Below are 13,664 nucleotides of genomic sequence, written 5' to 3' on the forward strand. Positions count from 1 at the left end.
CCTCAAAATCCCTGAAGCTTGCGGTCACGTTGCCACTTTGCAGGTGTATAAGTCTTGATCGACACGGCATGAATGCGATTATCAGCAATGTATTCCATCAGAGGGGCGTAAACAGTCTGCTGTTGTTTGACACGGCTCAGGCCATCAAAAAGCTCGCCAACTGCAATTACCTGAAAATGGCTGCCATCACCGCTAACGATAACGTCATCAAGTGCCAATGCTTTCATCAGCACTTCTTTAATTTCATCAGTATCCATAATTTGCTCACACTCGTCGTTAAAAATAATAATAGTCACCTATCCTAATGGAATCCAGACGACTCTTAAACCAAGAAAAACGCCCTTGTAAGAGGATGACTTACAAGGGCGATGATTATGGGAAAAGGGAATTACATGTCAGGCGTGTTAGCATCAAAGAGACTTTTCAGGCCATAAAGTGCTATCAATGTCTCCAAGCGTTCACTTATGCCAGAAAAGGTTAACAGTTTGCCACGTTGCTGCATGTCTCCTTTTAAGCGGACAAACAACGCCAGCCCCGTGGAATCCACATGCTCAAGCCGAGAAACATCAATATTTTTGATCTCAGCCAGAACGCTGTCTTTTTGCTGCCAAAGCGGAAGTAAACTGTCACGATCCAGTGTACCGTGAAGAAATAATGTACTTCCTGTTTGTTCCCAACTTATCTTTCCGTCATCAGACGTTTGGCTTATTTCCCGGTTTTCCATGTCACTTTTTCTTTTCTAAAGTGATTGGCGTTTTCGCGCTGATTTTCAACTGTTCTGTCAGAGCATCAATCCCTTTCTGCCGCAGGATATCTGCCCATTCATTCTGCTTGGTCGTGATCATGCTTACGCCTTCCGCAATCATGTCATAAGCCTGCCAGTAACCTGTCTTGCTATTTTTACGCCACTGGAAATCCAAGCGAACAGGCGGCTGACCATTTTCATCAGTAATAGTGACCCGGATAGCCGCTATCGTCTTGCCCTCCAATGGCTGTTCTGGCGCAATCTGGTAGTTCTGGCCATGATACATCGCCAGAGCCTGACCATATGCCTGCTCTAAATAAGATTCAAACGCCTTGAAATAGGCTTCGCGCTGTTCAGGCGTCGCCTGCCCGTAGTAAGTTCCAAGAACCAGTGCCCCTGCATATTTTACCTGCACATAAGGCAACAGTTCTTCACGCACAATTTGACGCAGAACTTCTGGGTTTGCCTGAACTTGAGGCTGATCATTCTTCAAACGGGTGAAGGTTTTTTCTGCTGCATCTTTCATCAATGCGTAAGGGTTGGTTTGATCAACTGCGCTGGCCAATGGTGCAACCACCAGCAGCGCAACCATAAGTAATCGCTTAAACATAAATGCTATCTCTCCTAAGCCGTGGATTGCAGATTAATGTGCCGGTGCCGGAGCTGAATCAGATTTTGCCTGACCACCGTCACCGCTTTTATATAAGAACTGACCGATCAAATCTTCAAGCACCATTGCAGATTTGGTGTCCTCAATACGATCTCCCCCTTTCAACATGGATACCCCCATATCAGGGTCATAAAAACCCACATTCATTGCAACATATTGCTCGCCCAATAGCCCTGATGTCCGAATAGAAAGCGAGCTGGTACTTGGAATATTGTCGTACTGAGTGAAAAGATCCAGTTCAACCTGTGGAGTATAGGTTTTGCGATCCAGCCAGATTCGCTCTACACGACCAATCACAACCCCACCAATTTTTACGGGTGAACGCACTTTCAGTCCACCAATATTGTCAAATGCAGCAGATACGCGATAGGTTGTCTGGCTACCAAATGACCGAACATCAGCTACTTTCAAACATAAAAAGACGATTGCAACCAGTGCAATCAAGACAAAACATCCAACCCAAATTTCATTTTTCTTGTTTTGCATCGACTTAGTTCCCAAACATCAGTGCTGTCAGCACAAAATCCAAACCCAATACTGCCAACGACGCATGAACTACTGTGCGCGTCGTCGCCCTGCTGATCCCTTCTGATGTTGGGATAGCATCATAACCATTGAACAGTGCAATCCATGTGACCGTAATGGCAAAAGCTACGCTCTTAAGAAAACAGTTGAGCAAGTCTTTTTGCCAATCCACCGCCGATTGCATCGAAGACCAGAAAAAACCAGCATCAATGCCTTTCCAATCCACCCCCACTATCGCGCCTCCGATGATTCCAACGGCGACAAAGATCAGCGAGAGTAAAGGCATACTGATAAAACCAGCCCAAAAACGCGGAGCAATTACCCGACGCAGCGGATCAATCGCCATCATTTCCAAGCTGGAAATTTGCTCCGTGGCTTTCATCAAACCAATTTCTGCGGTCAAAGCTGAACCCGCCCGACCAGCAAACAACAGCGCCGTAACGACTGGCCCTAATTCACGCAGCAGTGACAGAGCCACCATCATGCCCAGGCTACCCTCAGCACTGAATGTCGTTAAAACCAGATAGCCCTGTAAACTCAGAACCATACCGATAAACAAGCCGGAAACCACGATGATCAGCAGTGACTGAACACCGACGCTATACAGCTGCTGACATAATAATTTCCATTGTTTGGCGGGTTCTGGCTTACCAATGATTGCACTGAAAAGCATAAAGCCAGCACGGCCGAATGAGGCCGCAACCTCGATCGCACGTTTGCCCAGCGCAGCCAGTGCCCGTGTTAACATCAACATTCCATTATCCTAATAACTCAGTTTTGTAATCCCCCGCAGGGAAACGGAAAGGCACCGGCCCATCAGCAATGCCATCAAGGAATTGCCGTACCCGATGATCCTGATTCATTCTTAACTGCTCCGGTGTACCTTCTGCAATGACCGTCTTCTCAGCCACAATGTAAGCATAATCAGCAATACTCAATACTTCAGGTACATCGTGAGAAACCACAACACAGGTGACACCGAGCGCATGGTTAAGCTCATCAATTAATTTGACGAGAATGCCCATCGTGATAGGGTCCTGACCAACAAAAGGTTCATCGAACATAATGAGATCGGGATCGAGTGCTATCGCCCTCGCCAATGCAGCCCGTCTAGCCATGCCGCCAGACAATTCCGATGGCATCAAGTGCGCAGCCCCACGCAGCCCGACAGCCTCCAGTTTCATCATCACCGTGGTGTGAATCAACGCTTCGGGCAATTGGGTATGCTCACGCAAAGGAAAGGCGACATTGTCAAAGACATTCAGATCCGTAAACAGCGCACCTGACTGAAATAACATGCTCATTTTCTTACGGGCAGCATAGAGGCGTTGGCGGGACAATGCCGGAATATTATCGCCATCAAACCAGATCTCGCCGCGTTCAGGGCGGATCTGCCCACCAATCAGGCGCAGCAAGGTGGTTTTCCCTATGCCTGAAGGCCCCATGATGGCAGTCACTTTTCCTTTTGGAACGGTCAGATTAATATCAGAAAAAATCGGGCGTTGACCACGAGTGAAATACATGCCGCAGATCTCAATAAGATTTGCTGTTTGTTGACTCATTATTTGATAGCCCCTAACCGTTAATAAAACTTGTTTCTTACTGTTTTTAAATAATCAGTCATGCATACTACAAAAAAATTGCCAAATTTGCGTTAGCAAAGTTATGACAAATTTTACTTTTTACCGCTTGACCGTCAGAATATATAAGTCTAGCTGAATAAACATTTCATGTTTAAAAATCAACCATTATTAGCATTATGTTCGGAATAAATTTTATTTAAGGAACACCCCATGTTTCTGTCTATTGCCCTGCTCATTACCGGGTTGATTTTACTGGTGTATGGCTCTGATAGATTAGTATATGGTGCTGCGGTTTTTGCCCGCTCACTGAAAATACCCCCCTATATCGTCGGCTTGACAATAATGGGAATCGGCACTTCACTGCCAGAATTGATGGTGTCTATCACAGCAGCTCAAGATGGGCTACCGAACATGGCTATAGGCAATGCCATTGGTTCCAATATTACCAATCTGCTACTGATTACTGGCGCTGCGTCACTCATTCGACCGATCACGGTGAAATCAGATATCCTGCGGCGGGAGTTGCCGCTGATGTTGCTGATTACTGCATTTGTAGGCTATATTCTGGCCGGCAGCTACCTGAGCCGCCTGGACGGTATCGTCCTGTTACTTACCGCCTTGTTCTTTATCGCCCTAATGATCAAAATGACAATAGTTTCCCAAGATGATGGCCTAGACAGCTATACGCAGGAACGAGATGCAGAATTACCCATCGAAGGCAACAAAGGCATCGCACTTCTCTGGGTTGTTTTAGGATTGATTATCCTCCCCATTTCTACCCGCATGGTGATTGACAATGCAGCTGTGGTTGCACGTATTTATGGCATCAGTGAACTGGTTATTGGCCTGACAATTCTGGCGGTAGGAACCAGCCTGCCTGAACTTGCCACTTCGATTGCGGCGGCCATTAAAGGCGAGAATGACATGGCGATGGGCAATATCATCGGCTCAAATGTTTTCAACATCACCCTCGTATTGGGTATCCCCGGTATACTCTCACCCAGCGTCATTTCACCTCAGGCCTTTTCCCGGGACTTCTGGGTCATGATGGCTGCCAGTGTGTTATTCACGATATTCTGTCTGGGGAGAAAGCATCGATTGAACCGATTAAACGGCGTCCTGTTACTGGGCTGTTTTATCGCTTATTTTGTCGTACTTTTTGTTTCTAATTATTACGGTACTGATTAATTGCCGATGACGTGGGAAGTAAAAATGTCTAAGATCGATTTTCAACAAACAGGTAAAAAAGTATTACAGGTCGAACTCGACGGATTGGCAGAACTGGAACAATATATTAATGAAGATTTCAGCCGGGCCTGTGAGTTGATGTTTAGTTGTGAAGGAAAAGTTATTGTCATGGGGATGGGCAAATCCGGTCATATTGGACGAAAAATTGCCGCCACATTTGCCAGTACGGGTACTCCCTCTTTCTTTGTTCACCCCGGTGAAGCCAGCCACGGCGATCTCGGTATGGTGACATCAAAAGACATCGTGCTGACAATCTCCAATTCCGGTGAATCCAATGAAATCCTTTCTCTGATCCCCGTCCTCAAACGGCAAAAAGTTCCGCTTATCTGTATGACAAACAACCCAAACAGTAGCATGGGGAAAGCTGCCGATATCCATCTGTGCATCAAAACGCCACAGGAAGCCTGCCCGCTTGGGCTGGCGCCCACCACCAGCACGACGGCGACACTTGTCATGGGGGATGCTCTGGCCGTTGCGCTCTTACAGGCCCGTGGTTTTACCGCTGAAGATTTTGCCCTTTCCCATCCGGGCGGCACACTGGGACGCAAACTTCTGTTACTGACCAGTGATTTAATGACCACCGACGATGATATTCCCCGTGTTCCTTATACCGCGACACTACGTGAGGCCTTGGTTGAAATCACCCGTAAGAAACTGGGAATGACCGTCATCTGCGATGACGATATGCAGATCAAAGGGATTTTCACTGACGGGGATTTGCGCCGTGTTTTCGATATGGGAACCGATTTAAACCATGCAAACATCTCTGATGTTATGACTGCCGGCGGTGTCCGCATCAAGCCCCATACACTGGCCGTTGATGCCCTGAACCTGATGCAGTCACGCCACATCACTTCCCTGCTGGTCACTGACGGTGAAAAATTGCTCGGCGTACTGCATATGCATGACCTCTTGCAGGCGGGTGTAGTATAAGGTCCGTATATACCCAACAGAGAAAGATGAAGGGTTAGAGTATGAAAGCACAGGCAATGGTATAAGCAGCTGTGGTATAAACCTTAAGAGAATTCCTGAATGAGTCAAAAAACGTATCTGGACACCTGTTATGGCCCGGTCAACGAAGAAATTATCGAAAAAGCCAGTAAAATCCGTCTACTGATTTGTGATGTTGATGGTGTGATGTCAGATGGCCTGATATATATGGGCAATCAGGGTGAGGAACTGAAAGCCTTTAACGTTCGTGATGGTTACGGCATCCGTTGTCTGATTACCTCAGGCATTGAAGTCGCCATCATTACTGGCCGTAACGCTAAGTTGCTGGAAGATCGCGCAGAAACACTGGGTATTACACATCTTTACCAAGGACAGAGCGATAAGGTTTTGGCGTATAAGGAACTGTTAGATAAACTAACGTTACAGCCAGAACAGGTCGCTTATATTGGTGATGATCTTATCGACTGGCCTGTGATGGCACAAGTTGGGTTATCGGCTGCGGTTTCTGATGCCCATCCACTGCTGCTGCCAAGGGCGGATTATGTGACTCGGATTGCAGGTGGCCGTGGTGCAGTCAGGGAGCTTTGTGATTTGGTACTTTTCGCTCAGAATAAGCTGGAAGATGCCAAAGGGTTATCAATATAAGACTAAAATTGAAAAGAGAATGAGCAGAATTCAATCCTGGCTGATCGGAACACTGGCATTGATCGCGCTTGCGCTGATTGGCTGGAATTTATCCAATTTAAATGAAAACGCTTCATCGCCGATTGTGGATGATGGGCATCCCACTTATCAAACACAGGAAGCCACTTCTTTTGTCTATGATCCCGAGGGCAAGCTGGCTTACAAACTGGTGGCAGATGACGTACAGAACTATACGGAAACCAAACTGACTTGGTTTACTAAACCCATATTGACAATCTTTGCCCCCAATAGCACTTCCGAAACACCGACATGGACAGTACGCGCAAATAAAGCAAAGCTGACCAACGATAAAATGCTCTATCTGTACGGCGATGTCCAGCTGGATAGCCTGACCGATGCATCACAACTGCAACGAATCACGACAGAAAATGCGACCGTCAATCTGGTGTCTCAAGATATCTTATCCGACGACCAAGTCACTCTGATTGGTATCGGCCTGAAATCTGTTGGCATGAAAATGCGTGGCAATCTGCGAAACAAAACTGCTGAATTGATTGAAAAGGTGACGACTCACTATGAGATCCCAAATGAACAACCTAATCCGTAATACCGTTATTGCCAGTACCCTGTTTGCAGTCAGCCTGCCCGTACTGGCATTGAAAGAAGATACGAAACAGCCCATTACCCTTAATTCTGACAGGCAATCTTTGGATTTAACGGGGAACGTAGCCACATTTACGGATAATGTCAGCGTAAAACAAGGCTCAATCGACATTCATGCGGATAAAGTCGTCGTCACTCACCCAGAAGGGGATGCGAAAAAAACGGTTATTGAAGCCTACGGTAATCCGGCGACTTTCTATCAGTTACAAGATGACGGCAAACCCATCAAAGGGCATGCCTCAAAAATGCGCTATGAGATGGATAAAGAGCTGATGACACTGACAGGTAATGCCTATCTTGAACAACTCGACAGTAACATCAAAGGCGATAAAATCACCTATCTAGTGCCAACACAGCAAATGGAAGCCTTTAGTGACAAAGGTAAACGCGTTACTACCGTCCTGTTGCCTTCCCAGCTACAGGAAAAAGGCACCAGTGTTAACAACAAGAGTAAATAACGACGTATGGCAATTTTAAACGCAGAAAATCTGGCAAAGGCTTATAAGGGTCGCAGGGTCGTTGAGGACGTCAGTCTGACCGTCAAATCAGGCGAAATCGTGGGTTTGCTTGGCCCCAATGGCGCAGGTAAAACCACGACCTTCTACATGGTGGTCGGCATTGTGCCACGTGATACTGGCACCATCACCATCGATGGTGAAGACATCAGCCTGCTACCGCTGCATGAACGCGCCCGCCGAGGGATAGGCTATTTACCGCAGGAACCTTCTATTTTCCGTCGTCTGAGCGTATTTGACAATTTGATGGCAGTCTTGGAAATCCGCAAGGATATTACACAAGAACAACGAAAAGAGCGGGCAGAAGAATTGATGGAAGAGTTTCACATCGCTCATCTGCGTGACAATCTGGGACAGTCACTTTCCGGTGGTGAACGCCGTCGTGTGGAAATTGCCCGTGCTCTGGCCGCCAACCCGAAATTCATTCTTCTAGATGAACCTTTTGCTGGCGTCGATCCCATCTCCGTACTCGATATCAAAAAGATCATTCAACATCTGCGGGACTATGGGCTGGGAGTTCTGATTACAGACCACAATGTCCGTGAAACACTGGATGTCTGCGAACGCGCCTATATCGTCAGCCAAGGGCAGTTGATTGCCCACGGCTCCCCGGAAGATATTCTCAACAACGAGCAGGTCAAACGCGTTTATCTGGGTGAGGGTTTCCGTCTTTAATCCTGATTCTGTCAGGCGTCATTCAGGAGAAATTCCAGAGAAATTCAGGAGAAAGTGGTAATGCTATGAAGCAAAGTTTGCAACTCAGGCTCAGTCAGCAACTGGCGATGACGCCACAACTCCAGCAAGCTATCCGTTTGTTGCAACTTTCTACGCTTGAGCTTCAACAAGAGATCCAGCAGGCTTTGGAAGCTAACCCACTGCTTGAACAGGATGATCCGCATGAGGAAATTGACAGTCAGGAATCCCCTGATGCGGCAACTGAGGTGATGGATACCCGCGAAGCGCTTGAACAGAAGGATATACCGGAAGAACTGCCATTGGATGCCAGTTGGGATGAAATTTACACGGCTGGCACTCCTTCGGGGACAAACAGCGATTACAGTGCTGAGGATTTTCCCGTCTATCAAGGTGAAACCACTCAGACACTGCAAGACTATCTGATGTGGCAGGCAGGGTTGACACCGTTTACTGAAACGGATTCTGCCATCGCCACCTCCATCATTGATGCGATTGATGATTCAGGCTATCTGACAGTTTCAATCGAAGAGATCCTTGCCAGCATTGGCGATGATGAGCTGATGCTGGAAGAAGTGGAAATCGTACTCAAACGCATACAGCATTTCGATCCGATTGGTATCGCCGCCCGCGATTTGCGTGAATGCCTGCTTATTCAACTTTCGATGCTGTCAACAAAAACACCTTACCTGAACGAAGCCAAACTGGTTGTCAGCAAATACCTTGAACTATTGGGCAATCGAGACTTTCGTAATTTGTTACGTCTGAGCAAATTAAAGGAAAACGCCCTGAAAGAAGCCATCGATATTATTCAATCATTGGAACCCAAACCCGGATTAGTGGTCAATACAGGTGAATCCGAGTATGTTATTCCTGATGTGCTTGCTCATAAAGAAAATGAAAGCTGGCAAGTCAAACTGAATACCGATAGCATCCCCCGTCTGCGCATCAATCAACACTACGCAGCGTTGGGGCAACAGTCCCATAGTGAAAGCGACAGTCTGTTCATTCGCAATAATCTGCAAGAGGCCAAGTGGCTGATAAAAAGCCTCGAAAGCCGTAATGACACGTTATTGAAAGTTGCCAGTTGCATTGTTGAACGGCAACAAGATTTTTTTGAATATGGTGCAGAGCACATGAAACCGCTAGTACTGGCAGATATCGCCTATCAGGTTGAAATGCACGAGTCCACCATTTCCCGTGTGACAACACAGAAATATCTGTATAGCCCACGGGGCATTTTTGAATTGAAATATTTTTTCTCCAGCCATGTCAATACCGATAGCGGAGGTGAAGCCTCTTCTACTGCGATACGGGCACTGGTGAAAAAATTGGTCGCGGCAGAAAACCCGGCCAAGCCACTGAGTGACAGCAAATTGACCAGCATACTGGCCGAACAGGGCATTCAAGTAGCGCGTCGAACTGTCGCAAAATATAGAGAGTCGTTATCCATCCCGCCTTCAAACCAACGCAAAAAACTGGTTTGAACAACACAGAGAAGGAAAACACTATGCAACTCAATGTCACAGGCCACAATATTGAAATCACCGATGCATTACGCAACATTGTGAATACAAAATGCGGCAAACTGGATCAATATTTCGATAAAATTAACCTCATTCAGGTCATACTCCGAGTGGAAAAAGTGCAGAAAATCGCTGAAGCCACGGTGTATGTCAATGGAGGTGAGTTGCATGCAAGCTCAGAGCATGAAGACATGTATGCGGCAATTGATGCGCTGGCAGATAAGCTGGCACGTCAATTGACCAAACACAAAAGTAAATTGAGACAACATTAACAGCTTTCTGGCAACGGGGCTGTCATAAACTCATCACTGTTCTACTTACATACCCAATAGATTTCAGATGAAAGGTATAAACAGTGCATCAATACCGGGTGCCTCCAGTCAGGCATCCGGTATTACAGGCCCTAAGTGAATAAAGAAATGAACAACGAAACAGATTTACCACTAAGCTCGGTGCTTTCGCCCGAATGTACACGCAACAACGTACCTTGTTCGAGTAAAAAGCGCGCCTTAGAGATTATCAGTGAACTGGCATCAAAACAGCTTGGATTACCGGAAAATACCATATTCGAGGCCATTCTTTCCCGCGAAAAAGTGGGCACCACAGGTATCGGCAACGGGATTGCCATTCCTCACGGCAAACTGGATAAAGAGTGCTCACATAATGCCGTTGGCGTGTTTCTGAATCTGGAACAGCCTATTGCCTTCGATGCCATCGATAATCAGCCTGTTGACTTGCTATTTGCTTTATTGGTGCCGTCTGACCAGTGTCAGACCCATTTACATTCACTATCATTGATTGCAAAGCGTCTTGCAGATAAGAATCTCTGCCGCCGCCTGCGTTCAGCACAAAGTGACGAAGAGCTATATAAAATCATAACTGAATAAATAGCGATTAAAATTATTGGGAAGCAACAAAACAGCAGCGGCTCATTAGAACCGCTGAGATATTAAAGGGGAGTCATCTCATGGTGCTGATGATAGTCAGCGGTCGTTCCGGCTCCGGTAAATCCGTTGCCCTGCGTGCGCTGGAAGATATGGGGTTCTATTGTGTCGATAACCTACCAGTGGTCTTACTGCCGGAACTGGCAGGCACACTGGCTGAACGCTCTATTTCAGCGGCGGTCAGCATAGACGTGAGAAATATGCCGGAGTCGCCAGAAATTTTCGAAGAAGCTCTGACGAAACTGCCGGACACGTTCTCGCCACAATTACTGTTTCTTGATGCGGATCGCAACACCCTGATCCGCCGCTACAGTGACACACGTCGCCTGCATCCACTATCAAACAAAAATCTGTCGCTGGAAAGCGCTATTGATCAAGAAAGTGACCTGCTGGAACCCCTGCGTTCACGGGCAGACTTGATCATCGACACCTCTGAAATGTCCGTGCATGAATTGGCAGAAATGCTCAGAACGCGTTTACTGGGCAAACGCGAACGCGAACTGACGATGGTGTTTGAGTCTTTCGGCTTTAAGCATGGCATTCCGATTGATGCCGATTATGTTTTCGATGTGCGTTTCCTGCCAAACCCACACTGGGACCCTAAACTGCGGCCAATGACCGGTTTAGATCGTCCTGTGGCTGCCTTTTTGGATCGCCACACAGAAGTACACAATTTTATTTACCAGACCCGCAGCTATCTTGAACTCTGGCTGCCGATGCTCGAAACCAATAACCGCAGCTATCTCACCGTGGCAATTGGTTGTACGGGGGGTAAACACCGTTCCGTCTACGTCGCTGAACAATTAGCGGACTACTTCCGTTCCCGTGGCAAAAACGTGCAATCACGTCACCGCACACTGGAAAAACGTAAATAATACAATAATGGCAGAGCATGACAGTCAAAAAGCAGCTTGAAATTAAAAATCGGCTTGGTATGCACGCCCGGCCTGCAATGAAACTGCATGACCTTGTGCAGCAGTTTCAATCGCAGGTCATTCTGCGCAACAGCAGCAATATTCAAGCCGAAGCCCACAGTGTGATTGCCATGCTTATGCTGGATTCAGAACAAGGCAGTTACATTGAAGTTGAGGCGACCGGGTCGGATGAGCAGCAGGCACTGGCCGCCATTATTGAGTTATTTAATGCCGGATTTGATGAAGAATAAACACTTTCCTACTCTTCCCTACCCTTTCCTTCCTTTTAAACACTGAATCATCTCACTATAACATGCCGTTTCTTAAGCGAAATATCGTTTTTTCGCAGTTCCTGCCATTGACGACTATATATCGTTCAAATAATACCGTTGTCGAATAAATAAACAATTATCAGTATTCAACAATGGATACCAAGGGTGAAAATCAACCCAGAATCACGCCATATTCCTCTCATTATTTCCTCTGCCAGACATTACTCTCAGAAGATCATTAACATCTTAAAATATAAATTTAGCTTATAATATTGCTTATTTACAAATAGTATTCCTATTACAATCAAAGTTACCCCCATAAAGCTTAACCATATGAAATTAATTAATAAAAAACTTATCATTACGGGGTATTAACACTCGGAGCATTTTTACAGTTCAAATATTAAACCGGAGATTACTTCATGCGTTTTAATAAAATTACACTGGCAATCCTTCTTGGACTAACCCTATGCCAAGGCACTGCTCAAGCCGCCCCTGCACTTTCTTTAGACAATACTCAGGCAGAACACGTTGCAGCTACTAACAACGCTTGGGTTGAAATCAACACGACGACTTTCGAAAATAATATCCACACACTACAAAGCAAACTGACGAAAGACACCAAAGTGTGTGTAGTTCTGAAAGGTGATGCCTACGGTCATGGTATCGATTTACTGATGCCATCTGTCATCAAAACAGGCATGCCTTGTGTAGGAATTACCAGCAATGAAGAAGCTCGCATCGTGCGTGAAAGCGGCTTCAAAGGGCAATTGATGCGTATCCGTGCGGCGGCTGCGACTGAAATTGAAAGTACGCTGGGCTATGACATGGAAGAAATGGTTGGCGATCTAGAACATGCTAAAACTATCGATGCCCTTGCCAAAAAACACGGCAAAGCAATCCGTGTCCATTTAGTTCTGAACACGGGGCGCATGAGCCGTAACGGCCTGGAAATGAAAACTGAGCAGGGTAAACAAGAAGCGCTGAAAATCGCCCAGTTACCTAACCTAAAACTGGTTGGCATGATGAGCCATTATGCCCTCAAAGATCTGGATGCGATCCGCGAAGGCGTGAACGATTTCAAAGAACAAACGGCTTGGTTGATCAAAACCGCCAATCTGAAAAGAAACGAGATCACTCTGCATGCTTCGAGCTCTTATGCGTCAATCCGCGTACCTGAAGCACAATTCGACATGGTGCGAGTCGGCAGTGCACTGTACGGCGTTCTGACCCCTGAATATCCAGAATTCAAGCCACTGATTCAGGTAAAAACCCGCGTTGCTTCTGTTAAACCCTATCCTAAAGGTAATGGTGTCAGCTACGACAACACCTACATCCTGAAACGTGATTCCAAACTGGCTAACCTGCCTGTGGGTTTCTCTGACGGTTTCAGCTCCAGCCTGTCCAACAAAGCGTTTGTTCTGATCAACGGTCACCGCGCACCGGTTGTCGGCCTCGTTTCCATGAACACCGTCATGGTCGATGTAACTGATTTGCCTGATGTGAAGAGTGGCGATGAAGTGGTCATCTTCGGTAAACAAGGCAAAGAAGAAATTACCCAATCTGACATTCAAAAATGGGGCGGAATGCATATTGTTGAGTTCTCTTCCATCTGGGGAGAAACCAACCCAAGGATCGCCATTACAGGCGCATAATCCACGGCTCAAAATGATATAGGGCTGTTCTTCCATTCTGTGTGGATTAGCCCTATTCCATTAACAGCACAAAACAGTTCGTGATCATGATCTCTTTATTTTCACGTCAGAACAG

The 13,664-nt window shown here is 46.5% G+C and carries 18 protein-coding genes; 12 read left to right on the top strand and 6 right to left on the bottom strand.

What is annotated here, in order from left to right; genetic code table 11:
* Positions 1–2: 2 nt before the first annotated feature.
* From ibaG to mlaF, 6 genes are all read right to left on the bottom strand, one after another.
* On the bottom strand, positions 3–257 hold the full coding sequence (ibaG, locus tag NXS07_RS02800; protein WP_038192568.1) for a BolA family iron metabolism protein IbaG: 255 nt from the start codon (positions 255–257) through the stop codon (positions 3–5).
* A 131-nt stretch (positions 258–388) separates the two neighbouring features.
* Positions 389–724: a lipid asymmetry maintenance protein MlaB gene (gene mlaB / locus NXS07_RS02805; RefSeq protein WP_038201395.1), complete on the bottom strand. Its 336-nt coding sequence runs from the start codon at positions 722–724 to the stop codon at positions 389–391.
* Position 725: 1 nt separating this feature from the next.
* Positions 726–1,355: a phospholipid-binding protein MlaC gene (mlaC, locus tag NXS07_RS02810; protein ID WP_038201392.1), complete on the bottom strand. Its 630-nt coding sequence runs from the start codon at positions 1,353–1,355 to the stop codon at positions 726–728.
* A 33-nt stretch (positions 1,356–1,388) separates the two neighbouring features.
* The gene (gene mlaD / locus NXS07_RS02815; RefSeq protein WP_038201391.1) at positions 1,389–1,901 is read right to left on the bottom strand and encodes an outer membrane lipid asymmetry maintenance protein MlaD; all 513 of its coding nucleotides are present in this window, start codon (positions 1,899–1,901) and stop codon (positions 1,389–1,391) included.
* Between the two features lie 4 nt (positions 1,902–1,905).
* The gene (mlaE, locus tag NXS07_RS02820; protein ID WP_038186623.1) at positions 1,906–2,688 is read right to left on the bottom strand and encodes a lipid asymmetry maintenance ABC transporter permease subunit MlaE; all 783 of its coding nucleotides are present in this window, start codon (positions 2,686–2,688) and stop codon (positions 1,906–1,908) included.
* Between the two features lie 10 nt (positions 2,689–2,698).
* Positions 2,699–3,502 (bottom strand): phospholipid ABC transporter ATP-binding protein MlaF, encoded by an 804-nt coding sequence (mlaF, locus tag NXS07_RS02825; RefSeq protein WP_012990133.1) that lies wholly within the window; start codon positions 3,500–3,502, stop codon positions 2,699–2,701.
* Between the two features lie 231 nt (positions 3,503–3,733).
* Here mlaF and NXS07_RS02830 point away from each other — a divergent pair, with 231 nt between their 5' ends.
* The 12 genes from NXS07_RS02830 (at position 3,734) to alr (ending at position 13,549) form a co-directional block, all read left to right on the top strand.
* Positions 3,734–4,711: a calcium/sodium antiporter gene (locus NXS07_RS02830; protein ID WP_258086125.1), complete on the top strand. Its 978-nt coding sequence runs from the start codon at positions 3,734–3,736 to the stop codon at positions 4,709–4,711.
* Positions 4,712–4,735: 24 nt separating this feature from the next.
* Positions 4,736–5,704, top strand: a complete 969-nt coding sequence (gene kdsD, locus NXS07_RS02835) for an arabinose-5-phosphate isomerase KdsD (RefSeq protein WP_258086126.1) — start codon at positions 4,736–4,738, stop codon at positions 5,702–5,704.
* A 99-nt stretch (positions 5,705–5,803) separates the two neighbouring features.
* Positions 5,804–6,367, top strand: a complete 564-nt coding sequence (gene kdsC, locus NXS07_RS02840; protein WP_038192524.1) for a 3-deoxy-manno-octulosonate-8-phosphatase KdsC — start codon at positions 5,804–5,806, stop codon at positions 6,365–6,367.
* A 19-nt stretch (positions 6,368–6,386) separates the two neighbouring features.
* Complete coding sequence (gene lptC / locus NXS07_RS02845) at positions 6,387–6,974, top strand: LPS export ABC transporter periplasmic protein LptC (protein WP_258086127.1); 588 nt, start codon at positions 6,387–6,389, stop codon at positions 6,972–6,974.
* Positions 6,955–7,488 carry a lipopolysaccharide ABC transporter substrate-binding protein LptA gene (gene lptA, locus NXS07_RS02850; RefSeq protein ID WP_258086128.1) on the top strand — a complete coding sequence of 178 codons (534 nt, stop codon included), beginning with the start codon at positions 6,955–6,957 and terminating at the stop codon, positions 7,486–7,488. The genes lptC and lptA overlap by 20 nt, the downstream gene beginning before the upstream one ends.
* Positions 7,489–7,494: 6 nt before the next feature.
* Positions 7,495–8,220 (top strand): LPS export ABC transporter ATP-binding protein, encoded by a 726-nt coding sequence (gene lptB / locus NXS07_RS02855; protein WP_038201381.1) that lies wholly within the window; start codon positions 7,495–7,497, stop codon positions 8,218–8,220.
* Between the two features lie 65 nt (positions 8,221–8,285).
* On the top strand, positions 8,286–9,725 hold the full coding sequence (gene rpoN / locus NXS07_RS02860) for an RNA polymerase factor sigma-54 (protein ID WP_258086129.1): 1,440 nt from the start codon (positions 8,286–8,288) through the stop codon (positions 9,723–9,725).
* Positions 9,726–9,748: 23 nt separating this feature from the next.
* Entirely contained in the window at positions 9,749–10,036 is a 288-nt protein-coding gene (gene hpf / locus NXS07_RS02865) for a ribosome hibernation promoting factor (protein WP_038186543.1), read from the top strand.
* 147 nt (positions 10,037–10,183) lie between these two features.
* Complete coding sequence (gene ptsN / locus NXS07_RS02870; RefSeq protein ID WP_258086130.1) at positions 10,184–10,651, top strand: PTS IIA-like nitrogen regulatory protein PtsN; 468 nt, start codon at positions 10,184–10,186, stop codon at positions 10,649–10,651.
* 80 nt (positions 10,652–10,731) lie between these two features.
* Positions 10,732–11,583: an RNase adapter RapZ gene (gene rapZ, locus NXS07_RS02875; protein ID WP_038201372.1), complete on the top strand. Its 852-nt coding sequence runs from the start codon at positions 10,732–10,734 to the stop codon at positions 11,581–11,583.
* A gap of 17 nt (positions 11,584–11,600) precedes the next feature.
* Positions 11,601–11,873 (top strand): PTS phosphocarrier protein NPr, encoded by a 273-nt coding sequence (npr, locus tag NXS07_RS02880; RefSeq protein ID WP_012990122.1) that lies wholly within the window; start codon positions 11,601–11,603, stop codon positions 11,871–11,873.
* A gap of 443 nt (positions 11,874–12,316) precedes the next feature.
* Positions 12,317–13,549 carry an alanine racemase gene (gene alr, locus NXS07_RS02885; protein ID WP_038215088.1) on the top strand — a complete coding sequence of 411 codons (1,233 nt, stop codon included), beginning with the start codon at positions 12,317–12,319 and terminating at the stop codon, positions 13,547–13,549.
* The last annotated feature ends 115 nt before the right edge of the window (positions 13,550–13,664 follow it).

This window comes from Xenorhabdus bovienii (assembly GCF_024721015.1).
Classification (GTDB): domain Bacteria; phylum Pseudomonadota; class Gammaproteobacteria; order Enterobacterales; family Enterobacteriaceae; genus Xenorhabdus; species Xenorhabdus bovienii.

Coding starts and splice junctions, on each gene's coding strand:
- ibaG (WP_038192568.1), bottom strand. CDS start 257: ATGGATACTGATGAAATTAAAGAAGTGCTGATGAAAGCATTGGCACTT.
- mlaB (WP_038201395.1), bottom strand. CDS start 724: ATGGAAAACCGGGAAATAAGCCAAACGTCTGATGACGGAAAGATAAGT.
- mlaC (WP_038201392.1), bottom strand. CDS start 1,355: ATGTTTAAGCGATTACTTATGGTTGCGCTGCTGGTGGTTGCACCATTG.
- mlaD (WP_038201391.1), bottom strand. CDS start 1,901: ATGCAAAACAAGAAAAATGAAATTTGGGTTGGATGTTTTGTCTTGATT.
- mlaE (WP_038186623.1), bottom strand. CDS start 2,688: ATGTTAACACGGGCACTGGCTGCGCTGGGCAAACGTGCGATCGAGGTT.
- mlaF (WP_012990133.1), bottom strand. CDS start 3,502: ATGAGTCAACAAACAGCAAATCTTATTGAGATCTGCGGCATGTATTTC.
- NXS07_RS02830 (WP_258086125.1), top strand. CDS start 3,734: ATGTTTCTGTCTATTGCCCTGCTCATTACCGGGTTGATTTTACTGGTG.
- kdsD (WP_258086126.1), top strand. CDS start 4,736: ATGTCTAAGATCGATTTTCAACAAACAGGTAAAAAAGTATTACAGGTC.
- kdsC (WP_038192524.1), top strand. CDS start 5,804: ATGAGTCAAAAAACGTATCTGGACACCTGTTATGGCCCGGTCAACGAA.
- lptC (WP_258086127.1), top strand. CDS start 6,387: ATGAGCAGAATTCAATCCTGGCTGATCGGAACACTGGCATTGATCGCG.
- lptA (WP_258086128.1), top strand. CDS start 6,955: ATGAACAACCTAATCCGTAATACCGTTATTGCCAGTACCCTGTTTGCA.
- lptB (WP_038201381.1), top strand. CDS start 7,495: ATGGCAATTTTAAACGCAGAAAATCTGGCAAAGGCTTATAAGGGTCGC.
- rpoN (WP_258086129.1), top strand. CDS start 8,286: ATGAAGCAAAGTTTGCAACTCAGGCTCAGTCAGCAACTGGCGATGACG.
- hpf (WP_038186543.1), top strand. CDS start 9,749: ATGCAACTCAATGTCACAGGCCACAATATTGAAATCACCGATGCATTA.
- ptsN (WP_258086130.1), top strand. CDS start 10,184: ATGAACAACGAAACAGATTTACCACTAAGCTCGGTGCTTTCGCCCGAA.
- rapZ (WP_038201372.1), top strand. CDS start 10,732: ATGGTGCTGATGATAGTCAGCGGTCGTTCCGGCTCCGGTAAATCCGTT.
- npr (WP_012990122.1), top strand. CDS start 11,601: ATGACAGTCAAAAAGCAGCTTGAAATTAAAAATCGGCTTGGTATGCAC.
- alr (WP_038215088.1), top strand. CDS start 12,317: ATGCGTTTTAATAAAATTACACTGGCAATCCTTCTTGGACTAACCCTA.